The sequence below is a fragment of the Campylobacter concisus genome, assembly GCF_015679985.1.
GTDB classification, from domain to species: Bacteria; Campylobacterota; Campylobacteria; order Campylobacterales; family Campylobacteraceae; genus Campylobacter_A; species Campylobacter_A concisus_AC.
In genome coordinates this window covers 1,062,440-1,088,870 of record NZ_CP049239.1, presented here as the reverse complement: position 1 = coordinate 1,088,870, position 26,431 = coordinate 1,062,440, and the positions used below count along the sequence as shown (strand labels likewise).

The following is a 26,431-nucleotide window of genomic DNA, read 5'->3' as shown; positions in this document are numbered from 1 at the left end:
ATTTTAAAATTTACTGACTATCTAAATCTACTACAAAATACCGCCAACTAAAAGCCATGATTTGGCTTTTTACATCTTTAAATTTAGTCTTGTGCCTCCGCATAGAAGCAAAAAACTTATTTTCTTTGGCAAGTTTTGCCTAAATTTCAGCTCGTAACAAAGCAAATTTAAAGCCAAAAAAGTAAAATTTGCAAAATCAGCGTTAGGGATGAGAAATTTGACTGCATCTCTCATAGCTTTGCGCCAAAGTTGGGCGTGCAAAGGATCTGGTCTGTAGCTCAAGGCATTGTCATCTAGTGCTATTTTGACAAAAGAGCTTGGCAAAAAAATTTCAGGCATCAAAAAGAGGTAGCGAGATCGCTTGCAGCTCAAAGATGACGGCAAGGCTGTGCTCTACGCAGTTAGCAAGCTATTTGTATAAATTTAAGCTCTGCTAACTGGCTTTAAAAAGTAGCTAGAAATCGCGCAGATGAATGAGACTGTAGCTACAAAGTAAAATGTATGCCTCAAGCTAAAGATGTCAGCGATTTTGCCGATGACCGTCGCAAATATGCCGCCGATTGTTATGCTAAGGCCAAGCGTTACGCCTGACTAAACCTATAAGCTGATCTGATTTGGCAAATAAAGCTGTGCAAATGGGTTGAAGGGCTAAAAGATAGGCTGATGTAGCCACTCACGCACATGGAGGCCGCGAGAAATAGCGCGTAGCTGTCAATAAAGAGCATTAGCACGACTAGCGGCGCGGCTATGCTTAGGCTTATTTTGATGAGCCTAACTAGGCCGTATTTATCAGCTAGAGCTCCGCCAAATAGCGTAGAGATCGCACCTGCAGCAAAAAACATACTTAAATTTACATTTGCAGCCTCTTTGCTAAGACCAAAAATTTTGATGAGGTAGATACTAAAAAATGCCGAAAAGCCAAATGTGACTATAGAGCGTGAAAATATACACAGACAAAGCCTCAAAAATGCGCCAAGATCGTCTTTTAGAGCGCTTGTTTTTTGTGAAATTTACTTTTTGTGATTGCCTTCTAGCGCTTTTATAAATTTGCCCTTTTTGAGGTATAAAAGTGTGAGCAAAATTTGAGGGATAATGAAAAAATAGCGTCCCTTTTAAGCCAAAATTTCCCACAAAAATGGCGACTAAAATGGGTCCAACTGCAAAGCCCACGTTGCCTTCAAAAGAAAATATACTTATGGCTCTATTTTTGGCGTTTGAGACGTAGTTTACGATCTTTGCAGCGCTTTGATGAAAGAGTGCGGCGCCTATACCGCTTATCATCACGCAAACCAAGATGATGTAGTAGTTTGTCACAAAGCCAGTGAGGCTCATGCCCCCGCCAGCAAGCAGTAGCCCAAGCGGGATGACGTATGGCAGCTCTTTTTTGTCGCTTAGGCGGCTGATAAGTGGTTGGATGAGCGAACTTGCTAAATTTGTGGCGGTCACGAGCGAGGCGGCTGTGGCATAGTCGTAGTGGTAGCTTGCGATGAAAAATGGCAGTATCGCGCCAAGGGCACTTTGGTTTATGTTGCTACAAAAGTGCCCAAGCCCCATTAGATACTTTAAATTTTCCGCCTTTTTCATCTAAAATAGCCCTTTTAAAAGCCTCTTTAAATTTTGCTTTTCGCCGTTTGCGCCTTCATCATCTTTGCCCAGCTTTTTATCTAAAAATCTACCTATCTCTTTTTTGACCTTATTTTCGAGATACTGCGATCTGACGTCGTATTTTAGCTTGTCTGTAGTGCCTGAGATTTGCACGTTTAGATCGGTCTTTTCGAGCCTGCAAACAAGTGGCGCGTTAAGCATTTTTGTCGCGGTATTATAAGTGCCGTTTGCAACCTTTATGTCGCTCTTTGGCGAGCTTAAATTTACGTTAAAGACGACGTTGTCGCCCTTTATATCGCCATAAATTTTGCCGTCTTTGTAAATTTCTTTTGTGATGCCCTTGCCAGTAAATATTTGGATGTTGTTTGTGAGATTTGTGCTGGCTAGGTGACCTTCTTTTAGCAAGATGTCAAATTTACCGAGCTTTTGCTTTGTCTCGTAGTCAAATTTAGCATCGCCGTTGCCATCATATAGATGATCTAGCCCCAAAGTCTGCGTTAGCCCTTTAACCTCAAAGTTTTTTAGCGCCGCATCAAGCGCGCCGCCTTTGTAGTTTGCCTCGAGTTTACCCTTAAATAGATCATCTGAAGTGGCTTTTACGCTTAGATCATCCACTTTGCCATTTGCCGTTACGAGGGCTGCAAATTTACCGTGAAGCTCGCGGCCAGCTAAAAATGCAAGCTTATTTAGCTCTGAAACTACCGCTTGAAGCTTTAAGCTTAGAGTGCTTTTGCCCGCGTCAAAGCTGCCATCTATGCCCTTTATATCAGCAAACGAGCTAAGAAAGTCACCACTAAATTTTGCTACGTCGCCTTTGTAATTTAGGCTCAAATTTGAGCTAAATTTCTCATTTTCTGGGAATTTTTTATCAAGCATTTTGCTAAGTGCTGCGGCGTTAAATTTGCCATCATTTAAAGTGATCGTTGCGGTGACACTTGGACTTTTGCTAAAGATATTTTGCCCCTTTGCTTGGACATTTGTCTTAGCGTTTGCCAGTTTGTCGTTGCCGCTAAGTGCCAAGATCTCTCCTAACTGCGCCTCTTTTAAGCTAAGGTCAAGATTTTCATTTTTTATGGTGGCGTTTAGCTTGCCAGCAAAGGCATCGCCGCCTAAATTTAGCTCATCTATCTTGCTTGCTTTTAGCTTTACATCGCCCGCAAGCGCCATCTTTGAGCTCACCTCAAAGCCACTAACCGCTTTAAATTTCTCAGGGTCGCTAATGAGCAGGGCAAATTTGCTAAAAATTTGACTGTTTTTTAGGTCATAAACGCCCCTTACATCCTTTAGCTCGCCAAGATCGCTAAGTACGTTTGCGTCAAAATTTACAAGCTCACCTTTTGCTGTGGCGCCGCCTTTTAGCTCAAATTTAGCTGCGTTTTTAAGCTTTACAAGACCATTATCTATAAGACCGTTTTTTATCTCAAATTTAGCCTCGCCAGCAAGCTTTTTTAGCTCGTCAAAGCCGCTAAAATTTGCGTTTAAATTTATCTGCCCGTCTGCGTAGCTAGGCTGCAAGGCAAGCGCTAGAAGCTCTTTTAGCTTGATGCTAGTTGCATTTAGGGCTAAGTTTTTACTATCAAAATTTGCATTTATCTTGCCACCAAGCCCGTTTATCTCAGCTTTTAGGTTTTTAAGGGCATTTTCTTGCATTGTAATTTCGCCGTTTGCGTCCACGGCGCCACTTAGCTGTTGCCCCAAGAGCTTGCCAAAAAGAGCAAGATCAGGCACGTTTAGAGAAAAGTCGCTCTTTAAATTTTTGCTAGCTAGATCATAAGTCGTTTCATTTGCTTTTAAAGTGGCTTCAGGTGCGATGATAAGGGTTTTTGCGCTCACTTTTTCATTTGCAAATTTAGCATTTACGCCGCCTTTAAAGTTTATATCTTTTGCTAAATTTAGCCCAAATTCGTTTTTAAGAATTTCTTTATTTATTACGCCATCACTTGCTAAAATTTGAGCGTTAATGATGGGCTCATTTTTCTCATCAACCCCTTGCATATTGCTCGTTAGATCAAGCTTACCGCTAGCTAAATTTGGCTTTTGCGCCAGAGCTGAGATCTCAGAAAGATCGATGTTTTTAGCGTCAAGGTTTAGAGCTTTTGGCAGATAGTCTTTTAAATTTGCATTTAAATTTATGTTTGAGCCAAGCGCCGTGCCAGTTGCCGCTAGCTTGAAGTTGCTAAACTTACCGATCGCGTTTGCCTTAAGCGCGATATCTTTTTTTAGTCCAAGCTCGCTAGTCTTTGCCTTGTCGGCGTCTATATCTATGTTTAAGTTCATGCTTTGAGCAAATAATGAGAGATCGCCATTTGCCTTTAAATTTATGGCATTCATCACAATCGCTTCTAAATTTAGCGTGCTAAGATCAAGGTTAAAGTTTTTAAATTTGACATCAATACCGCGAGTGAGTGCTTCTTTTTCTATTTTGCTGACTATAAATTTATTGCCAAAAGAGCTAAAGATAAAGCCGAAAATGCAAAGGATTATCAGCGCCAAAGCCGCTACTAAATAGGCTATTTTTTTCATAAATTTCCTTTATATTAGTTTTACATATCATAAAACTTTAGTGTAAGTGACTAAAGTTTGAATAAAATTTAACTATAAATTATTGACTTTTTTAGAAAAAAGTGCTAGGATCTCATCACTCAAAAATAAAGAGTGCTAAAAAAGACAATTAAACCAAAAGGATGAACAATGAACTTTCAACCATTAGGCAAGCGTGTTCTAGTCGAACGCGTAGAGGAGACAAAGACCACAGCTTCGGGCATTATTATACCTGATAACGCAAAAGAAAAACCTTTAAGCGGTGAGGTAAAAGCAGTTGGTGCTGAAGTAGAGGGTGTAAAAGTTGGTGATAAAGTTGTATTTGCAAAATACGGTGGTACTGAGATAAATTTAGATGATAAAACATATCTTGTTTTAAACATTGATGATGTTTTAGGTGTTTTAAAATAAGGCTGCAGATGGCTGCGATTATGTATGTTGATTTTCCGCAAGAAGGTCTTTTTGGAGACGAGATGTCAAAAGCTTTTGAGGATTTGGCTAAAAGTATCAACCAAGAACCTGGTATGATATGGAAAATTTGGACTGAGAACAAACAAACAAAAGAAGCAGGCGGAATTTATCTTTTTGACAATAAGGAGAATGCGGAAAAATATCTGAAAATGCACAGCGAAAGGCTAGCTAAAAACGGCTATTCAAATATTCGCGGCAAAATTTTTGATATTAATATGCCTTTGTCAATGATAAATAAGGCTGATTTTTTAAAATAAATTAAAACCGAAAGGAAAAACAATGGCAAAAGAAATTTTTTACTCTGATGATGCAAGAAACCGCCTATACGAGGGCGTAAAAAAACTAAATGATGCTGTGAAAGTGACAATGGGACCAAGAGGCAGAAATGTTCTTATCCAAAAGAGCTTTGGCGCTCCAAACATCACAAAAGACGGCGTTAGTGTGGCTAAAGAAGTTGAGCTAAAAGATACTATCGAAAACATGGGTGCAAGCCTAGTTAGAGAAGTGGCAAGCAAGACAAATGACCAAGCGGGCGACGGCACTACAACAGCGACTGTGCTAGCTCACGCGATATTTAAAGAGGGTCTTAGAAACGTAACTGCTGGCGCAAATCCTATCGAAGTAAAACGCGGCATGGATAAAGAAGTAGCAGCTCTTATAGATGCACTAAAAAATATCTCTAAAAAAGTATCTGGCTCAAAAGAGATCGCTCAGATCGCTACTATCTCTGCTAACTCAGACGAGAGTATTGGCAAACTTATCGCTGATGCGATGGAAAAAGTCGGCAAAGATGGCGTCATAACAGTAGAAGAGGCAAAATCTATCCAAGATGAGCTAAGCGTTGTTGAGGGTATGCAATTTGACCGCGGATATCTAAGCCCGTACTTCATCACAAACCCTGAAAAGATGCAAGTTGAGCTAAGCAATCCATTTATATTGCTATTTGACAAGAAGATCACAAATTTAAAAGATCTACTTCCAGTGCTTGAGCAAGTACAAAAGAGTGGCAAACCACTTCTAATCATCGCTGAAGATATCGAGGGCGAGGCACTTGCAACACTTGTTGTAAATAAACTTCGCGGCGTGCTAAACATCTCAGCTGTTAAAGCTCCTGGCTTTGGCGATAGAAGAAAAGCGATGCTTGAAGATATCGCTATTCTAACAGGTGGCGAAGTCATTAGCGAAGAGCTAGGTAGAACACTAGAAAGCGCTACTATAAACGACCTTGGTCAAGCTTCAAGCGTAGTTATTGACAAAGATAACACAACTATCGTAAATGGTGCAGGCGAGAAGTCGGCGATCGACGCTAGAATAACTCAGATCAAAGCGCAAATCGCTGAGACTACAAGCGACTATGACAAAGAAAAACTTCAAGAGCGCCTTGCAAAACTAAGTGGCGGCGTGGCAGTTATCAAAGTAGGTGCTGCGACTGAGACTGAGATGAAAGAGAAAAAAGACCGCGTAGATGATGCTCTAAGCGCTACTCGTGCGGCTGTTGAAGAAGGTATCGTTGTTGGCGGTGGCTCAGCTCTTATCCTCGCTTCAAAGAGCGTAAATTTAAATTTACAAGGTGATGAGGCAATCGGCGCTGAGATCGTTAGAAGAGCACTTCGTGCTCCACTTCGCCAAATCGCTGAGAACGCTGGTTTTGACGCAGGCGTTGTGGCAAATGCAGTTGAGACAAGCAAAGATGCAAATTTTGGCTTTAACGCCGCAACTGGCGAATATGTAAATATGTTTGAAGCTGGCATCATCGATCCAGTTAAAGTTGAGAGAGTTGCGCTTCAAAATGCTGTTAGCGTGGCTAGCTTGCTACTAACAACTGAAGCAACTATCAGCGAGATAAAAGAAGAAAAAGCAATGCCTGCAATGCCTGACATGGGCGGAATGGGTGGCATGGGCGGCATGATGTAGCAGCCCCTTTCGAGCTAGAGCCTTTTCTAGCTCGAATTTATATTTTAACCTCACTAAATTTATAAAATTATTTACTCCTTTTTAAATTTATTCTTGTATCATTTTTGCATTCTTTTAGGGAGAATTTACAATGAAATATGATGAAATTTTTAGAGAATACGACATCCGCGGCATTTTTGAAAAAGACTTGACAGAGGACAGCGTCAAGGCTATAGGACTTGCTTTGGGTAAGAAATTTAACGAATTTGGCGTGAAAACTTTAAGCGTTGGCTTTGACGCAAGGCTAAGTGCTAGCACACTTTTTAGGTATCTGCTAAGCGGTCTAAATAAGGCTGGTGGCTTTAAAATTTACAACATCGGCTTACTACCAACTCCTATTGGCTACTTTAGCGTTTATGCTGACTATTTCGACGCAAATATCATGATCACTGGCTCTCACAACCCAAAAGAGTACAACGGCTTTAAGATCACTATCAAAAAAGATAGTTTTTTTGGCAAAGATCTGCAAATTTTAAAAGACAAGGTAAATGAGATAATCGCCTCTGGTGAGCAGATCGTAGACGATGAAAGCTGTGAGAAATTTAACATCTTAGAAAAATATGTCGAGTTTTTTGTAAAAGAATTTAGTGAGCTTAAAAATTTTAAAAAACCTTTTGTCATCGACTGTGCAAATGGTGCTGTTGGCGTAAGCTTGGTGCCGATAGTCAAGGCTCTTGGGCTAAATGCAAAAATTTTATATGAAGATCCAGATGGGAATTTTCCAAATCACCACCCAGACCCAAGCGAAAAAGAGAATTTAAAAGAGCTATTTTCGCTCATCGAAAAGAAGGAATTTGACCTTGGATTTGGCTTTGACGGCGATGGCGACAGGATCGCGGTTATAACGCCAAAAAGAGATATAAAAGGCGATGAGTTAGCCTATCTTTATGCACTAAATATGGATCATCCAAAGGTGCTTGGCGAGGTTAAATGCTCGCAAAATATGTACGATGAGATCGCAAAGATTGGTGAAGTTTTCATGGGAAAAACAGGACACAGCAATATAAAAAAGATGATGAAAGAGCTAAATGTCGATCTTGCGGCAGAGGTGAGCGGTCATATCTTTTTTAAAGAGCGCTATTTTGGCTTTGATGATGCGCTTTATGCGATGATGAGAGTGCTCGAGCTAGTTCATAAGGGCTTTGACCTTGACGGTGAGCTTGATAAGATGCCGCTTGTCTTTAGTACCGATGAGATCAAGGTAAAGACGACTGACGAGGCTAAATTTAAGATAGTTGCTAAGTTAAAAGAGTGCGTGAAAAACGAGAGTTGCGATCTACCAAAGATAAAAAATATCATCGACATTGATGGTATAAGGATTCAGTTTGAAAATGGCTGGGCGCTGGTGCGTGCATCAAATACAACGCCAGTTATCGTCACTAGATTTGAGGCAAAGAGCAAGGAATTTTTAGAAGAGATCGAGCAAAAAGTGATAAATTTGCTAAAGAGCTTAATGTAGCTTGCAAAGGCATTTTGGGCTAAATTTACTCCAAAATGCCTTTTAGAATTTTATTTAAATATTTAAAAACTAAGTTGTATCTTTCTCGCCTAGCTTTCGTGGGTTTCTTTTTTTGTGGGCTCTATATACATATTATCTAGAATTTAAATTTATAAAATACATGCACCTTAGCCTTTTTGAATGTTCATGCGGATAATGCAATTTAAATCCACAAGTAGCCTATCTATTGTTGGCATTCTTTTTTAAAAATAGCTCATTATTACAAGGAGCTCGCCTACTAGCTTGCTGTTCAGGTATGCAAAATATCAGCCTTTATGGATTTTATGCAGTGTAACCTACCGGCAAAAAATTTTTACAAACGTATTTGTTAAATTTAAAAAAAAGAGAGATGGCGTAAAGATTTACGCCATTAAATTTTTTAAAGTTTGCCGCCTTCAACGACAAGTGATTCTGGATTGACGCTATCACCATAGATCGGTTTTAGTGTAGCATCATAGTCTTTGTGGAAGAAATTTTCTTTGCCTAACTCAATGATCTCGTTGTTTAGCCAGTCAAGTAAAACTTTGTTGCCTTTTTTAACAGCTGGTGCTATTACATCCACATCACCAAGTGCTTCAACGCCTACAACAAAACCTGGAGTCTCTTTCGCCCAGGCAAAAAGTAGGGCGTTATCATGCGCTAGTGCAGCACCTCTTTTATCAACCAAAGCTGCAAATGTTTCAGTATTTTGGTCGTATTTTGCAAGCTTAATGTTAGGATAATTTTTTGTAAAAAACGCGTCTGCGGTTGTGCCCTTATTTACGATTAGGGTTTTGTCTTTTAGCTCATCGATGCTCTTTATCACTGCACCTTCAGGGCTTACGATGCCAAGTGAAACCTTCATGTATGGAAGCGCAAAATCAACAACTTGTGCACGCTCAGGTGTTTTTGTAAAATTTGCAAGCGTGATATCTACTTTATCAGCTACTAAAACTTCAACTCTACCAGCAGCCTCGACTAACTCAAATTTTACCTTGCTCTCATCGCCTAGTAGGTCTTTTGCGATACGTTTTGCAAAGTAAATATCATAGCCTTGGTTTTTGCCGTCTTTATCGACGTAGCCAAATGGCGGCTTGTCGCTGAAAACGCCAATTCTTACAAATCCGCGCTCTTTTATCTTTGCGATCGCATCAGCTTCGTTTGAAGCAGCTTTTGCCGTGTCGGCACCTTTGTCATTACCACAACCCGTTAGAAAGACGGTAGCGATTAATGCTAATAAGAAAAATTTAAATTTTCTCACTCTTTCTCCTTGTAAAAAAGTTAAATAAATAAGAGCGTTAAATTTTCGCTCTAAACGCATTTTGAAAAAACGGCAAATTATCTCTTATTTTTTCTAAAACGAGAATAAATTTAGAAATTTCTTCGCGCGGTCGCTCTTTGGGTTGGTAAAAAATTCCTCTGGTTCGCTGATCTCCACGATCGCTCCAGCGTCCATAAATACGATCTTATTTGCAACCGCCCTTGCAAAGCTCATCTCATGGGTAACTATTAGCATCGTCATACCATCTTTGGCTAAATTTAGTATAACATCAAGCACTTCTCTAACGATCTCTGGATCAAGCGCAGCCGTAACCTCGTCAAATAGCATGATCTCAGGGTTTAAGCAAAGGCTTCTTACTATAGCTATGCGCTGCTTTTGGCCGCCACTTAGCTCCTTTGGATAGGCAAATTTCTTATCAAGCAGTCCAACCTTGCTTAACCACATATCAGCGGTCTTTTCGGCCTCGGCCCTATCTCTTTTTTGCACCTTTAAAGGCCCAAGAAGGACGTTATCTATAACATTCATATGATCAAACAGCTCGTAGCTTTGAAAGACCATGCCGACTTTTTGGCGGATCCTTTGCCAATCATTAAATTTAGCATCTATCGCTTCGCCGTCTATGACGATCTCACCGCTTGCGATACTCTCAAGGCCGTTTATACATCTAAGAGTTGTGCTCTTGCCACAGCCTGATGGTCCAAGAAGTACGACCACTTCACCGCTTTTTACCTCTAAATTTATATCTTTTAAGGCGTGAAGCTCTCCATAAAATTTATTTATTTTTTTAAGTTCCAAGATATTTTCGCTCATTTTAGCTCCATTTTTCTTCTAGTTTTTTTGATAATTTTGAGACTGGATAGCAGATCGCAAAATATAAAAAGAATATGAGCGCGTATATCCAAAATGGCGCCATAGGATTTGTAAATACATTTCGCTCAATGATCTGCTGACCGACCTTGACTACCTCTACAACGCCGATTAGTACGACTATAGAGGTCGTTTTTATCATACGGCTTAGTAAATTTACAGCTCCAGGAACTAGCCTTCTTGTGGCAAGTGGGATGATGACGTGAGAGTAAATTTGAAATTTACTAAGTCCAAGCGATGCGGCTGATTCAAATTGATGTTTTGGTATTGATGTTATTGCGCCACGCACGATGTCCATCATTTCAAAAATTCCCCACAAGCTAAAGACGATGAGTGAGGCTGTAAATGCTGAAATGTGAATATCAAACGCCTTACTGACACCAAAATAAAATAAAAATAGCCAAACGATCTGAGGCATTATGCGAACGATTTCTAGGCAAATTTTTAAAATAAAATAGATAAATTTGTTTTTCATGCTCATAAGCACGCCAAGCACTAAGCCGCCGATTATAGAGATAAAAATAGAGATAAATGAAATTTCTGTGCTAATGACTAGACCTTCAAAGAGCCTTAGTAAATTTTGTGTATCAAATAATATACTAACTCCTTGCATTTCTCACCCTTTTTTCGACATAGCTAAGCACCAGCGAGACTGGCAAGATGATGATGAGATAGCTAATTACTAGCATAAAAAGCGCTTCATCTGTTTTGTAGTAAAGCCCGATAAGATCCTTTGCGACGTAAACTAGATCGGCGAGTGCCACGATACTAACGATGCTTGTCTCTTTTAGTAAAAAGATAATATTTGCACTAATACTTGGCACCGCTACGCTAAATGCTTGAGGCAAGATAACATATCTTAGCAGCTGATTTTTGCTAAGTGCGATGCTAAGTCCCGCTTCTATCTGCGACTTTCTAACCGCCTCAAAGCCAAGCCTAAAGCTCTCACTCATATAGCTACCACCAAGAAAGCTAAGTCCCGCAACCGCACAGGCAAAGCCGCTCATCGACACTCCAAGCTTTGGCAAGCCATAATATAAAAAGAAAAGCTGTATAAGAAGTGGCGTATTTCTTGAGAGCTCGACGTAGCAGTCAATTACTTTTGATAGAAATTTTAGCTTGTAAAATTTCACAGCCATACAAAAAATACCGATCAAAATAGAAAAAACGATCCCTAAAAAGGCGATCTCACAGGTAAGCACTCCGGCCTTAACATAAAGCGGATAAAATTTCTCAATAAACTCAAAATCCATAAAACTTTAATCCAATCTGAAAAATGGAGTTATTTTATCTTATAATCATAAATTTAAAACTAATTAGATATGATCTTGCCTTAAATTTAAGCTTACAAAAAGGATAAAATTTGATCGATCTTTTTCAGATCATTGGCTTTTTAGGGATGATTTGCATCGTGTTGGGCTACTTTTTACTTCAGATCGGCCGCCTAAATAGCCGCGATCTAGCCTATCAGATAATAAATTTAGCAGGTGCGGTGCTACTTATCATCTCACTTTTTGTGCACTTTAACCTCGGTTCATTTTTGATAGAGGTCTTTTGGATAATCATTACGATTTATGGAATTTATAAAATTTATAAGGAGAGAGCGTGAGAGCTTACGCAGAGTGGGAAGAGCAGGAGCTTTTGTTTTTATCGCTGCCACATAGTAAGAGCGACTGGGAACCTTATTTAGAGGAGATTTTAGCCGGCTATGAGGAGCTAGTGGCTGCTATTACGCCCTTTGAAAAGGTGGTGCTCATCTGCCCTGATGAGGCAAATTTTTCTAGGTTTAAGAAATTTAAAAATGTTGAGTTTGTTAAGCTTGATACTGATGATACTTGGATCAGAGACTACGGTATGATCGACGTTTGTGCTGAAGATGGCGTAAAGAGTTATGACTTTAAATTTAACGCTTGGGGCGGTAAATTTAAGAGTTCAAAAGATGATGCGATAAATTTGGAGCTAGCTAAAATTTACAAGACCAATCTTGAGCAAGTTGATATGATACTAGAGGGCGGGAGCATCGAGTTTAACGGAGATGGCGTACTTTTAACCACCTCAAAATGCTTGCTAAATGAAAATAGAAACAAGGCACTTAGCAAAGAGCAGATCGAGGAGAAGCTAAAGAGTTTGTTTGGTCTAAAGCGTATCATCTGGCTTGAAGATGGCTTTATAAAGGGCGATGACACAGATAGTCACATTGACACTTTAGCGCGTTTTATCACGCCTGATACTATCGCTTACGTAGCTTGCGATGACAAGAGCGATGAGCACTTTGATGAGCTTAAAATGATGGAAGATGAGCTTAAAAAAACTGGCTTTAAGCTACTTGCTCTGCCGCTTCCTAAGCCTAAATTTTATGAGGGCAAAAGGCTTGGCTGCACCTATGCAAACTTCATCTTTATAAATGGTGCCTTGATCGTGCCAACATATAACGACGAAAACGACGAAAAAGTGCTAAATTTACTAGCCAAGGCACTGCCAGATAGAAAGATCATCGGTGTAAATTCGCTAGTTTTTGTGCGTCAAAATGGCTCGCTTCACTGCTCAAGCCAAAATAGATATAAAAGGTCTTAGTCTTGTCAAGTCCGTTTGATTATGAGTTTAACCGCATAAATAAGCAGGAGTGCACGCAGGGCGAAAACAAGGCAGTTATCGCAGCTGGAGCTTGCGCCTTTTTGCTAGCACTTGTGAAATTTACAGCTGGGCTTTTTAGTGGCTCGGTCGCTGTGCTTGGCTCGGCGATAGACTCGATGCTTGATTTTATTGTCTCACTTTTAAATTTATTTGCGCTTAGAAAGTCAAGAAAGCAAGCCGATGAGAGATTTAACTTTGGCTACACAAAGCTAGAGGCGTTAGCAGCGCTATTTGAGTGCGTCATCATCGTTGTGGCTGCTGGATATATTTTTTATGAGAGTATTAAAAAATTTAGCGAGCCAAATTTAGAGATAGACCTTGGCTTAAGCCTTGGTGTGATGGTTTTTTCGGTAGTTGTGACGTTATGTTTGGTGCTATTTTTAAACCAAATTTCTAAAAAAAGTGGCAATCTTATCATAAAAGCAGACGCACTACACTATAAGATCGACCTTTTTAGTAACCTAGCAGTCATCATCTCGCTACTTATCATTAAATTTAGCGGATTTGTGATGATAGATGCGATCTTTGGCATCGTGATAAGCGGCTACATCGCTCAAAGCGCTATAAATTTAGGTAAAGACGCCTTTGGCATCTTGCTAGATCACGCAGCAAGCCCTGAAGTCACAGATGAGATCATCAAGATGATAAAGGCAAAGCAGAGAATTTTAGACTTTCACTACTTAAACACAAGACAGAGCGCAAATACCATATTTTTAACGCTGCATTTAGTTTTTGACAAAGATATCTCGCTTTACGATGCGCACGAGGTGGCCGACTCGCTTGAAGCTGAGGTAAGAGAGAAATTTAGGGATTATTCGTGGCAGATAACCACGCATTTAGACCCATATAACGACAAAGAAGGGAAATGAGATGAAAGTAGCACTACTTCAACAAGAATTTAAAGGCACAAAAGAGGCGACTATCGCAAAGACACTTGAGCTAATTGCCGAGGCAAAAAAAGGAGGTGCTGATCTAGTCGTCTGCCAAGAGCTGCACCAGACGCGGTACTTTTGCCAAAGCGAGGATACAAATTTCTTTGATCATGCAAATGAGTGGCAAGAAGATGTCGCTTTTTGGGGCAGGGTAGCAAAAGAAAATGGCGTGGTTTTAGTCACTTCGCTTTTTGAAAAGAGAGCTGACGGACTTTATCACAACACCGCCTTTGTCTTCGAGCGTGATGGCAGCGTGGCTGGCAAATACCGAAAAATGCACATCCCTGATGACCCTGGATTTTATGAGAAATTTTACTTCACGCCTGGCGATATCGGCTTTGAGCCGATCGAAACTAGCCTTGGTAAGCTTGGAGTTTTGGTCTGTTGGGATCAGTGGTATCCAGAGGCGGCAAGGCTCATGGCGCTAAAAGGGGCAAAAATTCTTATCTATCCAACGGCTATTGGCTGGTTTGAGGGCGATAGTGACGATGAAAAATCAAGACAGCTTGAAGCGTGGGTGGCAGTGCAAAGAGGCCACAGCGTGGCAAATGGCCTGCCAGTGGTCGCAGTAAATCGCGTGGGCTTTGAAAAGGATGATAGCGGCGTGATGGATGGGATCAAATTTTGGGGAAATAGTTTTGTCTTTGGGCCACAAGGCGAGCAGCTTTTCCGCGCAAATATCACAGATGAGCTTTGCAAGATCGTTGAAATAGATATGAAAAGAAGTGAAGAAGTCCGCAGAATTTGGCCATTTTTAAGAGACCGCAGGATCGATGCCTACGTAAATATCACAAAAAGATTTATCGACTAAATTTGCAGCTAGAATTTCTAGCTCTTTTAAAATGTAAATTTCTTATCCACTATGCGGACTATCCTGCCGCCAAGCCTTTTTGCCTGCTCTTCATTGTGCGTGGTGATGATGATGGTGTATCTTTGCGACAAGCTTTTTAAAAGCTCCTCTACGATCAAAATATTTTTCATATCAAGCGATGAGCAAGGCTCGTCAAGCATGAGCACTTCAGGTTTTGTAGTTAGCATCCTTGCGATACAAAGTCTTTGCTTTTGACCGCCAGAGAGCTTGCTAGCTGGCATATCTAGGTAGTTTATTTCGCCCAGTAAATTTACGCTTTTTAAGAGCTCTTCTACTCTTTTTTGCTTATCTTTTATGCTGCCTTCATAAAATTCCATCGCATAGGTCAAATTTCTTTCTACACTAAAGGGAAAGAGTGTGGCGTCTTGAAAGAGTATGGCTAGCTTTCGTCTTAGCCAAATTTCGCCCTTAATTTTAATATTTTCACCTTTAAATAGGATCTCTCCGTTATATCTGCCGCCCTTTTGCTCTAAAAAGCCATTTAGCGCTGAAAGAAATGTCGATTTGCCACATCCTGAGCTGCCCATTAGGCAGATGATCTCGTTTTCGGCGACGCTTAAATTTAGATCTTTTAAAATTTCATTATCTTGATAAAAAATACTAAGATCTTTTATGTTTAAAATATCTGGCAATTTTCTCTCCTATATCAAATAAAACTACGGCTGAAAGCAGATGCAAAATGATCAATATAAAAATGAGCACGAGTGCCGTGGCGTAGGCATTTTGCGTTGCGACTGACTGGCTTAGTAGCATGTGCAGATGAAAAGGCAGTGCCATAACTGGCGAGAGCAGGCCTTCGGCCTTTGCCATGAAGACGACTCCAGTTAAAAGTAGCGGTGCGGTAGCCCCTATGGCGTAGCTGCCAGCAAGTATTAAAATAGATATTATATTTTTTCTAATAGCTGGCAAAACCAGCTTTCTAGCCATGAAATTTTTATCAACACCAAGCGCGAAGCTATCTCTTAACATCTTTTTTTCATCGATCTGCGAGATCACCTTTTCAACGCTTACTTCAACAAATAGAAAGACCATCAAAGCAAGCGTAATACTAGCTGTTAGTAGGCTTTTAGGGATATCAAGACTAACGATAAAAAGCCCATAAACAAACATCCCAAGCAAGATAGAAGGAATAGAAGCCATCGTTTGGATGATAAATTTAAGCCCAAGCTTGATCGTGCCAGAGGTGCAGTAAATTTGCCTATAAATGGCGCAGCTAACGCCAAGAAGTGCAGAAAATATCATAGATAGTATCATCAGCAAAAATGAGCCTATGATAGCGTCTCTTATGCCACCACTCTCACCTAAATTTAAACCTTGCGGATTTTTAGTCAGAAAGTCTAAATTTATCTGAGAGATGCCATTTGCGAAGATGAAATAAAATATCCAAAATATCATCGCAACCACTATAAATACGCAAAGATAGGCATAAAATTTGACTAGATGATCTTTAAAAGCGTTCATTGTTTTTCTCAAATTTAAAGATAAAGATATTTAGCAAAAATATAAAAACAAGCAGGACAAATCCGCTTGCAATAAGAGCGTGATAGTGCAGGCTGCCAGCCTCGCTCATGCCCATTTCAAGGGCTATTAGAGATGGTATGGTCTGAGCTTTTGAGAGTAGGTGCGGAAAAAGCGGGGTGTTGCCTATGACCATCATCACAGCCATTGTCTCGCCAGCTGCCCTTGAAAATGCGAGTATAAAGCCTGAAATGCTAGCTTTTATAGATTTTCTAAAAATGATTTTTCTTATAAAATATCCAGTGCTTACGCTAAGCGCATCTGAGTTTGTTTTGAAATTTTGTTTTAGCAGATCAACACTTTGAAGCAAATGCGAGGTAAAAAAGGGCAGTATCATGACGCTAAGGATGAGACTAGCTGCCAAGACTGACTCGCCAGCAGACATTTTTAGCCCTGACTCTATAATTTTTACAACCGTGTAAAGCGCGAAAAATCCATAGATGATAGAGGGTATGCCAGCTAGTATCCGTATCATCCAGTCTAGCACGTGTTTAAGCCAGGCGCTCGTAAAAAAGCATATAAATATAGTAACGCCAAGTGAGATAGAAAATGAAAATATGCAAGCTAAAAACGCAACTACGAAATTTGCGATTAGGATATTAAACAGCCCAAAGCTAAAAGGCTCTGTGCTAACGTCCCAGTCGCCGTTTAGTAAGAAGTCAAAAAGGCTTACTTCTGCAAAGAAACTCGTGGAATTTATCAGTAAAAATCCCACAAGCAAAAGCAAAAGCATGGCGGATAAAAGTGTGAAAAGATATATCGCGCCTTTAAAAATTTGCCCTGTCATTGGACTATTTTACTGGTATAAATCCCATTTTTTCGATAGTCTTTTGACCTTCGGCTGAATTTAACACATCAACAAAAATTTGCTCGCTCTTGCTTAGATCGCCACTTTTTACGATGATGAGCGGACGAGAGATGTAGTATTTGCCATCAACTATATTTTTAACAGTTGGTTCGACGCCATCAACGTTTAGTGGTATTAGCTTGCCTTTGTTTTGGTTTGTGATACCAAAAGATGCATAGCCAATAGTGTTTTTATTTTCGATTATTTTTGAGACAAGCGCGCCCATGGAAGGTGATTGGATGACGTTTTTACTAACTTTGACATCTTTCATGATCTTTTTTTGAAATACCTCGTGAGCACCGCCACCAAGATCTCTTGTAACTACGACTATTTCGTCATTTGGTAGGGATTTGTCAAGATCGCTCCACTTTTTGTACTCGCCTGAGAAAATTTTGACGATCTCGTCTTTGCTTAAATTTCCGCCCTTTAGCTTTATCACCTCATTTTCTGGGTTTACAGCCACGCAAAGTGCGTCTATGCCAAGCGTATAGGCTTTCATATCCTTGATCTTTGCCTTTTCGCTATCTTTTATATCGCGAGCTAGCATGCCAAAGTCAGCGACATGATCAAGTACAGCTTTTACGCCAGCGCCAGAACCACCAGCTGAGACAAAAATGGTGATATTTTTGTTTGGCAAAGAGCTATCAACCTTGTCCCAAGTCTCGTACTTTTCAATAAAGTCGGTTGAAATTTTAGCAATAACTGGAGCCAGAGTAGATGAGCCACTAAAGCTAACCTGCGTTTTCTCGTCTGCACCAGAAGCGAAATTTAAAGATAAAAGCAGCATATAAGCAGCCAACATAAGTGATTTTTTCATAAAAACCTCCAAAATTTGATTGTTATTAACATTTATAAAAGCTATTGATTAGTTGTAAATTTGCAACAGTTTTTCTAAAACTTAGAACTGCGGTGGATTATACAATAAAAAATGATATTTAAATAGCTGGTTTATCAAATTTATTTTGACTGATAAAGAAATATAAATTTAATCTTAAGAAAATATTTTTTTAAGTCTTGATTGTGTAGAATGGTTGCAACTTTACTAAAACGGCATGAAAATATCATATTAAATAAGGTAAAAAGCTAAATTTATAGAATAAAATAGCCTTAAATTTCTTGAAAGGATCTTAGATGAAAACTACTTCTTTGGCACTTGCTGGCTTGCTTTTAGCAACAACTCTTTCAGCGAAAGAATTTATCAGTATCGGTACTGGCGGCATGACAGGCACTTATTATCCGATAGGTGGAGCGATTTGCCGTTTAGCAAACAAAAATACTAATGTAAAATGCTCAGTCCAATCAACTGGCGGCTCAGTCTATAACGTAAATAACGTCCTCAAAAAAGAGCTCACATTTGGCTTTGTTCAAAGTGACGTTGTCTATGATAAATTTAATGGCACTGGCAAATTTGACGGAGCAAAAGATGAAAATTTACGCTCAGTAGTTGCTATCTATCCAGAGCTTCTTGCATTTGTTGTAGCAAAAGATAGCGGTCTAACAAGCGATCTTGCTTCATTTGCAGGTAAAAAATATAACGTTGGTAACCCAGGCAGTGGCAACGAAGTAAGTACGCTTGAAGTCTTTAAAGCAAAAGGCTTTGACGTTTCAAAACTAGGATACCGCGGCGTTTTAACAGTTGGTGAATGCCCACATGCACTAAAAGATAAAAAGATAGACGGATATAGCTTTGTCGTCGGTCACCCAACTGCAAACATCACTGATGCTGCGACATCTTTGCCGATTGACATCCTAAATATCGAAGGCGGCGAGATCGATAATCTTCTTAAAGAGAAGCCATACTTCGCAAAAGGTGTGATCCCAAAAGGTTCATATGACGGCGTTGATCACGATGTAAATACTATCGGTGTAAAAGCTGTTTTGGTAACTAGTAAAGATACGAAAGATGAGGCTGTAAAAGCTGTAATAAAAGCTATTTTAGACAACTTTGATGAGTATAAAACTCTTCACCCAGCGCTAAAATCAGTAAACAAAGAAGATCTTGTTCAAGGTCTTTCAGCTCCGCTTCACCCAGCTGCAGAGGCTGCATTTAAAGAGGCTGGTATTTTAAAATAATCCATTTCCAGGGGCTTTTGCCTCTGGATAAAATTTAAATATGCAAATTTTTTAATTTATATATTTAAATTTTAAAGGAGAGAGATGAACGAAGTCAAAGACAACGAAGAACAATTTGTCGAAGTAAAAACAAGGGAGATAAATAGCAATTTTTACAACTATTTCATTGCGATCGTATGCTTTTCTTGGTCAGTTTTTCAGCTTTATATAGCTTATTTTCCGCTAAATACTAACATTTCGCGCTCAATACACTTAGCCTTTGCGGTTGGGCTTGTATTTTTGCTTTATCCAGTCACTTTTCATAAAAAGGCACATTCTAGTTTGCCATTTTACGATCTAGTCTTTTGTGTGGTAGGCGTTGTTGCTGTGCTTTATCCAGCGGTTTATTTTTATGAGCTAGCTGATAGGACGGGGGACTACATCACGCAAGATATCGTCATATCGTTTTTAGCGATCATTGTCTTGCTTGAGGCTGGCAGGCGCGTAATGGGGCCAGCACTTCCAATTATTTGTATATTATTTTTGATATATGATCACTTTGGCCCTTATATGCCAGACATCATCGCTCATCAAGGTGCCAGCTTTGAAAAGATCGCAGGTCATATGTTTTTAACGACCGAAGGTATCTTTGGTGTACCTATCGGAGTTAGCGTTAGTTTTATCTATCTTTTTGTTCTTTTTGGCTCATTGCTTGAGAGGGCAGGAGCTGGGCAATATTTCATAAATTTAGCTTTCTCACTTCTTGGAAAATATAGAGGCGGTCCAGCTAAGGCTTCAGTTATCGCAAGTGGCTTAACTGGCATGGTTTCAGGAAGCTCCACTGCAAATGTTGTAACAGTTGGTACATTTACCATACCACTTATGAAAAAAGCCGGTCTTTCACGCACAAAAGCTGGAGCCATCGAGGTTGCAGCTGGCGTAAATGGCCAGCTTATGCCTCCGATCATGGGCGCAGCTGCTTTTATTATCGCTGAGTTTTTAGGCATGACATATACAAATGTCATGATGGCAGCGGTTATCCCAGCGTTTGCTTGTTATTTGTCACTATTTTTTATCGTTCATTTAGAGAGCGTCAAGCTTGGTTTAAAAGGTATAAACCAAAGCGAGTTTCACTCAAGATTTAAAATTTTTGTAAGCGGACTTCACTATATAACTCCGATTTTAATTTTGCTTTATACACTATTAATCACAAAAGAGTCAGCTATCGCTGCGGCGTTTAATGCGATTGGATTTTTATTTTTAATAATGATCTTTCAAGAGCCAGTTAAAAAACTAGCAAGTGGCGAAAAAGTTGGAATAAATGATGTATTAATAGGCTTTGAAGATATATTTTGGGCGATGGTCGCAGCCGCAAAAAGTATGACAACGATCGCCATTGCAACCGCACTTGCAGGTATCATCGTGGGTTCTATCTCTCTAACTGGCCTTGGTCAAGTACTTTCAGATCTAGTTGAGCTACTTGCTGGTGATAATATAGTTATGATATTGCTTCTTACTGCGATGATGTCACTTATACTAGGAATGGGCCTTCCAACAACAGCAAACTACATCGTAGTTTCAAGTCTTGTAGCACCTGTTATTTTATTTTTAGCGCACAAAAATGGCTTTTTGATCCCAGCCATTGCTGTGCATCTTTTTGTATTTTACTTTGGAATTTTAGCTGATGATACGCCACCAGTTGGTATCGCGGCTTATGCGGCAGCTGGTATTGCTAAAGCAAATCCTATAACCGTTGGCGTTCAAGGATTCTTTTATGATCTAAGAACGGCGATCTTGCCATTTGCCTTTTTCTTTAACAATAAACTTATGCTAATAGAAAGCGTAAATGAGGGCGACCCGCTTGATTCAAAAGGAATAATCTGGATGAGTAATCCGCTTGAAATTTTACTTGTCTTTGGTATGGCGATCGTGGGAATGTTTGCATTTTCAAGCTTACTTCAAGGCTACTATGTCACAAAGCTTAGAATTTGGGAGCGTATTCTTTTGATTCCAGTTGTGCCACTAGCTCTTGTACCAAATATATGTGTGAAATTTAATCTTATACCAAACGAATACACTGCTTATATCGTAGCTGCTGTGCTTTATGGATTTGTTTTTATGACTCAATGGGGCATTAAAGACAAACCACTTGATCAAATAAAAATAATCTAATCTTAGGCAAGATCATTCTTGCCTAAATTCCTAATATAAATTTTTTAGACTACCTTTATACTTTGAGTAATTTCTATTTAAAATAAGTGTTTTTTTAGGATTTTTTTGTTTAAGGATATTGGTGTAATAAATTAAATTAAGAAATTTTTAGGCTCGTAAGCCTAAAAATTATAGTTGTTTTGAGCGTCTTAGATCGCCTGCAAATTCGCAAGACATCTTATCGCCTAATTCGCAGCCTTTTACTAAAAATTCATAAGCTTTTTTAAATTCTTTAGCTTCTATCAAGATAGAACCTACCATCTCGCAAGAATATCCATCATTCTTCTCACAAGCTTTATTAAAAAGCTCTCTTGCTTTTTGTGGCTCAGTATTTAGATAAAGTCCACCAGCTGCCGAGCAACCTTCAACCTCACCAGCTTCGCAAGCTTTGTTATAGTACTCCAAGGCCTTGCTTGGATTAGGTAGAGCTGTTTTTCCTAGTTGGTAAATCGCTCCAACTTTTACGCAAGATTTTACGTCATTTGCCAAACATCCTGCTTCAAATTTAGCCAAAGCTTCTTTAAAATTTGAACCAGCATACGCTTTTAAGCCATCTTCAAAATTGCCTGCGAAAGCACAAGCAGCTAAAAGCGAAACAAGAATCATTTTTTTCATTTAAATTTCCTTTTGTAAAATTTCTCGCAATTTTATCATATTAAATTTACACTTACTTGATGAAAAATAATTACGCTTTTAAAATTTGCTCTTGCTTTCTATAATCAGGCATGATTTTTTCTATAAAATCGTAAAAACTTTTTTGATGATGTGGATAGAGTAGGTGTGTTAGTTCGTGAAGAACGACGTAGCGCACGGCTGAGAGTGGCTTTTCTATGAGTCTTAGGCTTAGGTTTATATAGCCTTTTTTATGATTGCAGCTGCCCCAGCGAGTTTTGCTATTTCGTATGACTATACGCTTGATTGGCTTATTTATAAAAGGCTGAAAATGGCTTACAAGCTCTAAAAATAGCTCTTTTGCTCTTGTTTTTTTAAAACGCTCAAGGCTTTTTAAATTTGGCGTAAAGACAAACTCGCCATCAAAAAATGGCTCTTTAAAATTTTCATCAAATTTTATCTTATAAATTTGCCCAAGAAATTTCATCTCATCATCTTTTGGTAAATTCAAAAGAGCTTTTTTGTAAGTATTTTCAAGCCAAATTTTATGCATCTCAAGAAAGATAAGAGCCATCTTTTGTGTGCTGTAAAATGGCATAGATAGCGTGATCTTAGCGCCCTTGCCAACTCTTAGACGCATGGATTTTACATTTGTTTTAAAATTTATTAAAACGCTTAGCCCATAAAAGTCTAAATTTATGCTCTTTTGCTTTAAACTAGGCGTTTTTCTTGCCATTTTTTGCTTCTCCAACGCCACGTATTTACAAGGCCTCTTAGCCATTCATCAGCACAAAACCCTATCCAAACGCCGATAATTCCCCAGCCAAGATAGATGCCTAAAAAATATCCAAGCGGCAGTGAAAGCCCCCACATGAAGATAAGGCCAGTCGCAAGAGGAAATTTTGCGTCGCCGCTTGCACGAAGGGCATTTACGATGACAATGTTAAAGGTTCTGCCCGCTTCAAGAAATATCGAAAGTGTAAAAAGTGGCAACATGATCGCACGTAAATTTTCATTTAAATTTAGTGCGTCCATGATTTGATGCTTTAGCGCATAAGCTATAAGCACGACTACAAGCGTTATAAAAACTCCAAGCCTTAGCGCTCTAAATGTCCTTGTGTAGGCCTCGTTAAACTCGCTTGCTCCAACTAAATGTCCTACAATGACCTCGTTTGCCACGCTAATGCTCGCTCCACAAAGCAAGATAAGAAGCGTGATCTGAAAGTAAATGGTCTGCACGCTAAGGCTAGCCTCGCCCATGCTTGCCACAAAGCCAAAAGCGACCATGTATTGCGCCATCCAGAGTAAATTTTCGCCTGCGCTTGGAAGGCCAATTGAGAGAATTTTCTTTAAAATTTCAAATGGCACGACAAGTAGCTTTTTAAAGTAAATTTTAACTTTTGCCTTTTGACTTAGCATATAAGCTAGCACAAAAATGCCTACTAGTCTGCCAACAAGTGTCGAGAGAGCGACTCCTTGTAGTCCTAAATTTGGTAGATTGAACCAGCCAAAAAGGGAGATAGCATTGCCTAAAATCGTAATTACGTTCATCAAAACCGAAGTTAGCATAACAGCAGTTGCTAGATTATAAACACGAAGCACCGCAGCTAGCACCATTCCGATGCCATCAAAAAGTAGGGCAAAACCAAGGATGTGAAGATATGAGAAGCTATCATTTATAAGCTCTTTTGGCACATTTAGTAAGTTTAAGATGTTATAGCCAAAGACGTAGATAATGATAGCTGAGAAGATACCAAAGAGCGTATTTGACGTGATACTTGCGTGTATGACGTTTGAGGCAAGATCGTTCTTTTTAGCTCCCAGTGCTTGGGCGACGACGACTGAACAGCCAATGCTTAGGAAGTTAAAAATGGTCATAAAAAGATCCATTACTTGATTGCCCGCACCCATGGCACCAACTAGATGCACACTCACTTTTGTAACCATGTAGGTGTTGATGATGAGCGTAATGAAGTGTAAAAACATATCTAAAAATATCGGAACTACGAGTTTTCTCATAGATAAGTTCATTAAATTTTCCTTAATTATTTTAAAATTTTGGCGATTATAGCCAAAATTAGGTTTTAGCTCCCTTTTTGATATAATCGCGAGAAATTTAAAAAATGAGAGAAAAATGGCATTAATCGACCTGATAGACGTAAGTAAAAAATTTGGTGCAAATGAGATTTTAAACGCTGTAAATTTTAGTGTAAATGAAAATGAAAAAATAGCGATCATCGGTAAAAATGGCAGCGGTAAAAGCACGCTTATGAAGATCATCTCTGGCGAAGTGGCAGCTGATAGTGGCAGACGCATAGTGCAAAGCCTAATAAGCGTCGAGATGCTAGCTCAAACTCCAAATTTTAACGCAACTTTTACCGTAAGGCAGGCACTAAATAACGAGCTAAAAGAGATATTTGATGCGATAAGCGAGTATGAAAAAAGTGGCGTCTTGCTAGCAAATGATCCTGAAAACAAAGAAATTTTAAAAGAGCAAGAGAGGCTTTTAAAATTTATAGAGGCAAAGGATGGCTGGAATATCGAGCATAAGATCGAGCGAATTTTGCAAGAATTTAAGCTAAAAGAGTATGAAAATAGACCCATTTGCTCGCTAAGTGGTGGCGAGATCAGGCGCGTGGCACTGGGTGCGCTCATCCTTAAAAAGCCAGATGTGCTGCTACTTGATGAGCCGACAAATCACCTTGATGTCTATATGGTCAAATTTCTTGAAGATATGCTAAAGGGCTCAAATCAAAGCATAGTTTTTATAAGCCACGATAGGTATTTTATCGATGCGCTGGCAACCAGGTGCGTTGAGGTTGAGGATGCAAGCTTAAAAAATTTCGAAGGCGGATATGCAAACTATCTGACCAAAAAAGAGGAAATTTTAGCAAGCCTTGCAAAGTCGCATGAGACGCTACTAAAACAGCTAAAGGCTGAAGAGGAGTGGCTAAGAAGAGGCGTGAAAGCTAGGCTAAAGCGAAACGAGGGTAGAAAAGAGCGGGTGCTTGCTATGCGGGAAGAGGCTAAGAAAAACCCAGGCGTGATAAGGCGTGTGAGGCTTGAGCTGGAGCGTGCGAGTAAAAATTTCAACCAAACGCAGAGTCAAAACCGTAAAAAAATGCTCTTTGAGTTTAAAAATTTAAGCAAAAGCATAGATGGTAAGGTGCTTTTTGAAAAATTTGACGCAAGAGTTTTGCAAGGCGAGAGGATCGCCATAGTCGGGCGAAATGGTAGCGGCAAAAGCACGCTACTTAAAATTTTGCTAGGACTTGAAAAGCCAAGTAGTGGTGAGATAAAAAGAGGCGAGGCGAGCATCGGCTACTTTGATCAAGCTAGAAATGTCCTTGATGATGATAAAAGCCTTATCGAGACATTTTGCCCAAATGGTGGCGATCACGTGCTAGTTCGTGGGCGAAATATGCACGTATATGGTTATCTTAAAAATTTTCTCTTCCCAAAGGAATTTTTAGATAAAAAGATAGGCGTTTTAAGTGGTGGCGAGAAAAACCGCGTTGCACTTGCGCTTCTTTTTACTAAAACTTACGATGTGCTGGTACTTGACGAGCCGACAAATGACCTTGACATCGCAACTATCAACATCTTAGAAGACTACTTGCAAAGCTTTGAGGGAGCGATCTTGCTGGTAAGTCACGATAGATATTTTGTCGATAAGATGGCAAATAAGCTCTGGGCGTTTGAGGGCACAAAGATAAATGTCTTGCATGAAGAGTATAGCGTCTATTTGGAGCTTGAAGATGAGATGAAAGAGCTTGATAAATTTGAAAAAGAGCTAGCAAATAGTCAAAACGAAGCCAAACAAAAGAGTAAATCTGGCGCAAAGCTAAGCTACAAACAAACGCAAATTTTAAACACATATCCAGATAAAATTTCAGCCCTTGAGGCAAGAGTGGCTGAGCTAAATGAAGGTTTAAGTGATCCAAAAATTTATCAAGAAGTGGGACTTACTAAGCTTTATGAAGAGCTAGAAAAGGCAAAAGCTGAGCTTGAAAGCCTAGAAAATGAGTATTTTGAAGTTTTGGAGATCGCCGAGGAGCTAGAGTAGCTTGAAAAAGATTGGTAGGATAAGCGCGCTAAAAAGAAGAGTTGTTAGGCAAAATTCTGTTGTAAGCCTTAGCATTATCGTTGATAAGATGAGGTTTAGTGAGACATTTTCGCCTGAGATATATAAATATGAAGTAGGCGATCTAGTCCGGATAAAATATAAAAAGGTTGGGTTTTTAAATAAGATAGAGACCATTAGGCTAATCGCGACAAATAGAGAAAATTCGGACTTATATGAAAGGTTGAAAAATTTATTTTATATGATTATGTTTTTTTATTTTTCTCTTTTTTTATTGATGGTGATTTATTATATGGTTTTAAAGAATTTTAGTATTATTGGAGCTATTTTAGTGTTATGTGATGTTTGGCTATTAAATACAGTAGTTAGAGTAGTATATTATCAGTTTTTGATTTTTAGATATTTTATATTTGGATAGAACTTTGAAATTTAAATGCACGAAAGGTTTTGCGACATGATGAGGTCGCTAAATTT

27 protein-coding genes are annotated in these 26,431 nt (G+C 39.2%); 12 read left to right on the top strand and 15 right to left on the bottom strand.

What is annotated here, in order from left to right; translation table 11 throughout:
- Window positions 1-69 precede the first annotated feature (69 nt).
- The 4 genes from G5B98_RS05545 to G5B98_RS05530 all read right to left on the bottom strand — a co-directional run bounded on the left by G5B98_RS05545 (window position 70) and on the right by G5B98_RS05530 (window position 4,128).
- A complete protein-coding gene (locus tag G5B98_RS05545; RefSeq protein WP_196086285.1) occupies window positions 70-384 on the bottom strand; it encodes a hypothetical protein in 315 nt (104 codons plus the stop codon).
- A 197-nt stretch (window positions 385-581) separates the two neighbouring features.
- Window positions 582-965: an MFS transporter gene (locus G5B98_RS05540; RefSeq protein ID WP_196086284.1), complete on the bottom strand. Its 384-nt coding sequence runs from the start codon at window positions 963-965 to the stop codon at window positions 582-584.
- The gene (locus G5B98_RS05535) at window positions 901-1,584 is read right to left on the bottom strand and encodes an MFS transporter (RefSeq protein ID WP_196086283.1); all 684 of its coding nucleotides are present in this window, start codon (window positions 1,582-1,584) and stop codon (window positions 901-903) included. The genes G5B98_RS05540 and G5B98_RS05535 overlap by 65 nt, the downstream gene beginning before the upstream one ends.
- Window positions 1,585-4,128 carry a tryptophanyl-tRNA synthetase gene (locus G5B98_RS05530; protein WP_196086282.1) on the bottom strand — a complete coding sequence of 848 codons (2,544 nt, stop codon included), beginning with the start codon at window positions 4,126-4,128 and terminating at the stop codon, window positions 1,585-1,587.
- A gap of 168 nt (window positions 4,129-4,296) precedes the next feature.
- On the opposite strand from G5B98_RS05530, the gene groES reads away from it, so the two are divergent.
- From groES to G5B98_RS05510, 4 genes are all read left to right on the top strand, one after another.
- Complete coding sequence (groES, locus tag G5B98_RS05525) at window positions 4,297-4,557, top strand: co-chaperone GroES (RefSeq protein ID WP_072594386.1); 261 nt, start codon at window positions 4,297-4,299, stop codon at window positions 4,555-4,557.
- 8 nt (window positions 4,558-4,565) lie between these two features.
- Window positions 4,566-4,874 carry a monooxygenase gene (locus G5B98_RS05520; RefSeq protein WP_084042163.1) on the top strand — a complete coding sequence of 103 codons (309 nt, stop codon included), beginning with the start codon at window positions 4,566-4,568 and terminating at the stop codon, window positions 4,872-4,874.
- 22 nt (window positions 4,875-4,896) lie between these two features.
- Window positions 4,897-6,531, top strand: a complete 1,635-nt coding sequence (gene groL / locus G5B98_RS05515; protein WP_002940160.1) for a chaperonin GroEL — start codon at window positions 4,897-4,899, stop codon at window positions 6,529-6,531.
- A 130-nt stretch (window positions 6,532-6,661) separates the two neighbouring features.
- On the top strand, window positions 6,662-8,029 hold the full coding sequence (locus tag G5B98_RS05510) for a phosphomannomutase/phosphoglucomutase (RefSeq protein ID WP_196086281.1): 1,368 nt from the start codon (window positions 6,662-6,664) through the stop codon (window positions 8,027-8,029).
- A gap of 418 nt (window positions 8,030-8,447) precedes the next feature.
- Here G5B98_RS05510 and G5B98_RS05505 read toward each other — a convergent pair whose 3' ends face one another.
- The 4 genes from G5B98_RS05505 to G5B98_RS05490 form a co-directional block, all read right to left on the bottom strand.
- Window positions 8,448-9,308, bottom strand: coding sequence for a cysteine ABC transporter substrate-binding protein (locus G5B98_RS05505; RefSeq protein ID WP_107824125.1), 861 nt, complete (start codon window positions 9,306-9,308; stop codon window positions 8,448-8,450).
- A gap of 93 nt (window positions 9,309-9,401) precedes the next feature.
- Window positions 9,402-10,139 carry an amino acid ABC transporter ATP-binding protein gene (locus G5B98_RS05500; protein WP_196086280.1) on the bottom strand — a complete coding sequence of 246 codons (738 nt, stop codon included), beginning with the start codon at window positions 10,137-10,139 and terminating at the stop codon, window positions 9,402-9,404.
- A 1-nt stretch (window position 10,140) separates the two neighbouring features.
- On the bottom strand, window positions 10,141-10,809 hold the full coding sequence (locus tag G5B98_RS05495; protein WP_196086279.1) for an amino acid ABC transporter permease: 669 nt from the start codon (window positions 10,807-10,809) through the stop codon (window positions 10,141-10,143).
- Window positions 10,796-11,449, bottom strand: coding sequence for an amino acid ABC transporter permease (locus G5B98_RS05490; RefSeq protein WP_054196811.1), 654 nt, complete (start codon window positions 11,447-11,449; stop codon window positions 10,796-10,798). The genes G5B98_RS05495 and G5B98_RS05490 overlap by 14 nt, the downstream gene beginning before the upstream one ends.
- A gap of 110 nt (window positions 11,450-11,559) precedes the next feature.
- Here G5B98_RS05490 and G5B98_RS05485 point away from each other — a divergent pair, with 110 nt between their 5' ends.
- From G5B98_RS05485 to G5B98_RS05470, 4 genes are read left to right on the top strand one after another with little or no spacing between them, the layout of a single operon-like run.
- Entirely contained in the window at window positions 11,560-11,805 is a 246-nt protein-coding gene (locus G5B98_RS05485; protein WP_103641493.1) for a CBU_0592 family membrane protein, read from the top strand.
- Entirely contained in the window at window positions 11,802-12,770 is a 969-nt protein-coding gene (locus G5B98_RS05480; protein WP_196086278.1) for an agmatine deiminase family protein, read from the top strand. Before G5B98_RS05485 ends, G5B98_RS05480 begins: the two co-directional genes overlap by 4 nt.
- A gap of 2 nt (window positions 12,771-12,772) precedes the next feature.
- Window positions 12,773-13,699, top strand: a complete 927-nt coding sequence (locus G5B98_RS05475) for a cation diffusion facilitator family transporter (RefSeq protein WP_196086277.1) — start codon at window positions 12,773-12,775, stop codon at window positions 13,697-13,699.
- Between the two features lies 1 nt (window position 13,700).
- Entirely contained in the window at window positions 13,701-14,573 is an 873-nt protein-coding gene (locus G5B98_RS05470) for a carbon-nitrogen hydrolase (protein WP_196086276.1), read from the top strand.
- A 26-nt stretch (window positions 14,574-14,599) separates the two neighbouring features.
- On the opposite strand, the gene G5B98_RS05465 is transcribed toward G5B98_RS05470, so the two are convergent.
- Genes G5B98_RS05465 through G5B98_RS05450 form a run of 4 tightly spaced genes read right to left on the bottom strand, consistent with a single transcriptional unit; the run spans window position 14,600 to window position 17,815 of the window.
- A complete protein-coding gene (locus tag G5B98_RS05465) occupies window positions 14,600-15,265 on the bottom strand; it encodes a phosphate ABC transporter ATP-binding protein (RefSeq protein ID WP_196086275.1) in 666 nt (221 codons plus the stop codon).
- A complete protein-coding gene (locus tag G5B98_RS05460) occupies window positions 15,234-16,094 on the bottom strand; it encodes a PstA family ABC transporter permease (RefSeq protein WP_196086274.1) in 861 nt (286 codons plus the stop codon). The genes G5B98_RS05465 and G5B98_RS05460 overlap by 32 nt, the downstream gene beginning before the upstream one ends.
- Window positions 16,081-16,938 carry a PstC family ABC transporter permease gene (locus G5B98_RS05455; RefSeq protein ID WP_196086273.1) on the bottom strand — a complete coding sequence of 286 codons (858 nt, stop codon included), beginning with the start codon at window positions 16,936-16,938 and terminating at the stop codon, window positions 16,081-16,083. The genes G5B98_RS05460 and G5B98_RS05455 overlap by 14 nt, the downstream gene beginning before the upstream one ends.
- A 4-nt stretch (window positions 16,939-16,942) precedes the next feature.
- Entirely contained in the window at window positions 16,943-17,815 is an 873-nt protein-coding gene (locus tag G5B98_RS05450; RefSeq protein ID WP_196086272.1) for a phosphate ABC transporter substrate-binding protein, read from the bottom strand.
- A gap of 314 nt (window positions 17,816-18,129) precedes the next feature.
- On the opposite strand from G5B98_RS05450, the gene G5B98_RS05445 reads away from it, so the two are divergent.
- Window positions 18,130-19,071 carry a TAXI family TRAP transporter solute-binding subunit gene (locus G5B98_RS05445; RefSeq protein ID WP_196086271.1) on the top strand — a complete coding sequence of 314 codons (942 nt, stop codon included), beginning with the start codon at window positions 18,130-18,132 and terminating at the stop codon, window positions 19,069-19,071.
- 84 nt (window positions 19,072-19,155) lie between these two features.
- On the top strand, window positions 19,156-21,222 hold the full coding sequence (locus tag G5B98_RS05440; RefSeq protein WP_196086270.1) for a TRAP transporter permease: 2,067 nt from the start codon (window positions 19,156-19,158) through the stop codon (window positions 21,220-21,222).
- Between the two features lie 168 nt (window positions 21,223-21,390).
- Here the strand turns inward: G5B98_RS05440 and G5B98_RS05435 are convergent, their stop codons facing one another.
- The 3 genes from G5B98_RS05435 to G5B98_RS05425 form a co-directional block, all read right to left on the bottom strand.
- Window positions 21,391-21,876 (bottom strand): tetratricopeptide repeat protein, encoded by a 486-nt coding sequence (locus G5B98_RS05435; protein WP_149707159.1) that lies wholly within the window; start codon window positions 21,874-21,876, stop codon window positions 21,391-21,393.
- A 70-nt stretch (window positions 21,877-21,946) separates the two neighbouring features.
- Window positions 21,947-22,609 (bottom strand): M48 family metallopeptidase, encoded by a 663-nt coding sequence (locus G5B98_RS05430; protein WP_196086269.1) that lies wholly within the window; start codon window positions 22,607-22,609, stop codon window positions 21,947-21,949.
- The gene (locus G5B98_RS05425; protein WP_196086268.1) at window positions 22,585-23,904 is read right to left on the bottom strand and encodes an MATE family efflux transporter; all 1,320 of its coding nucleotides are present in this window, start codon (window positions 23,902-23,904) and stop codon (window positions 22,585-22,587) included. The genes G5B98_RS05430 and G5B98_RS05425 overlap by 25 nt, the downstream gene beginning before the upstream one ends.
- 103 nt (window positions 23,905-24,007) lie before the next feature.
- Between G5B98_RS05425 and abc-f the strand changes: the two genes are divergently transcribed.
- A complete protein-coding gene (gene abc-f, locus G5B98_RS05420) occupies window positions 24,008-25,939 on the top strand; it encodes a ribosomal protection-like ABC-F family protein (protein ID WP_196086267.1) in 1,932 nt (643 codons plus the stop codon).
- Between the two features lies 1 nt (window position 25,940).
- Complete coding sequence (locus G5B98_RS05415; protein ID WP_196086266.1) at window positions 25,941-26,375, top strand: hypothetical protein; 435 nt, start codon at window positions 25,941-25,943, stop codon at window positions 26,373-26,375.
- Window positions 26,376-26,431: the final 56 nt, after the last annotated feature.

Coding starts and splice junctions, on each gene's coding strand:
- G5B98_RS05535 (WP_196086283.1), bottom strand. CDS start 1,584: ATGAAAAAGGCGGAAAATTTAAAGTATCTAATGGGGCTTGGGCACTTT.
- G5B98_RS05530 (WP_196086282.1), bottom strand. CDS start 4,128: ATGAAAAAAATAGCCTATTTAGTAGCGGCTTTGGCGCTGATAATCCTT.
- groES (WP_072594386.1), top strand. CDS start 4,297: ATGAACTTTCAACCATTAGGCAAGCGTGTTCTAGTCGAACGCGTAGAG.
- G5B98_RS05520 (WP_084042163.1), top strand. CDS start 4,566: ATGGCTGCGATTATGTATGTTGATTTTCCGCAAGAAGGTCTTTTTGGA.
- groL (WP_002940160.1), top strand. CDS start 4,897: ATGGCAAAAGAAATTTTTTACTCTGATGATGCAAGAAACCGCCTATAC.
- G5B98_RS05510 (WP_196086281.1), top strand. CDS start 6,662: ATGAAATATGATGAAATTTTTAGAGAATACGACATCCGCGGCATTTTT.
- G5B98_RS05500 (WP_196086280.1), bottom strand. CDS start 10,139: ATGAGCGAAAATATCTTGGAACTTAAAAAAATAAATAAATTTTATGGA.
- G5B98_RS05495 (WP_196086279.1), bottom strand. CDS start 10,809: ATGCAAGGAGTTAGTATATTATTTGATACACAAAATTTACTAAGGCTC.
- G5B98_RS05490 (WP_054196811.1), bottom strand. CDS start 11,449: ATGGATTTTGAGTTTATTGAGAAATTTTATCCGCTTTATGTTAAGGCC.
- G5B98_RS05470 (WP_196086276.1), top strand. CDS start 13,701: ATGAAAGTAGCACTACTTCAACAAGAATTTAAAGGCACAAAAGAGGCG.
- G5B98_RS05460 (WP_196086274.1), bottom strand. CDS start 16,094: ATGAACGCTTTTAAAGATCATCTAGTCAAATTTTATGCCTATCTTTGC.
- G5B98_RS05455 (WP_196086273.1), bottom strand. CDS start 16,938: ATGACAGGGCAAATTTTTAAAGGCGCGATATATCTTTTCACACTTTTA.
- G5B98_RS05450 (WP_196086272.1), bottom strand. CDS start 17,815: ATGAAAAAATCACTTATGTTGGCTGCTTATATGCTGCTTTTATCTTTA.
- G5B98_RS05445 (WP_196086271.1), top strand. CDS start 18,130: ATGAAAACTACTTCTTTGGCACTTGCTGGCTTGCTTTTAGCAACAACT.
- G5B98_RS05440 (WP_196086270.1), top strand. CDS start 19,156: ATGAACGAAGTCAAAGACAACGAAGAACAATTTGTCGAAGTAAAAACA.
- G5B98_RS05435 (WP_149707159.1), bottom strand. CDS start 21,876: ATGAAAAAAATGATTCTTGTTTCGCTTTTAGCTGCTTGTGCTTTCGCA.
- G5B98_RS05430 (WP_196086269.1), bottom strand. CDS start 22,609: ATGGCAAGAAAAACGCCTAGTTTAAAGCAAAAGAGCATAAATTTAGAC.
- G5B98_RS05425 (WP_196086268.1), bottom strand. CDS start 23,904: ATGAACTTATCTATGAGAAAACTCGTAGTTCCGATATTTTTAGATATG.
- abc-f (WP_196086267.1), top strand. CDS start 24,008: ATGGCATTAATCGACCTGATAGACGTAAGTAAAAAATTTGGTGCAAAT.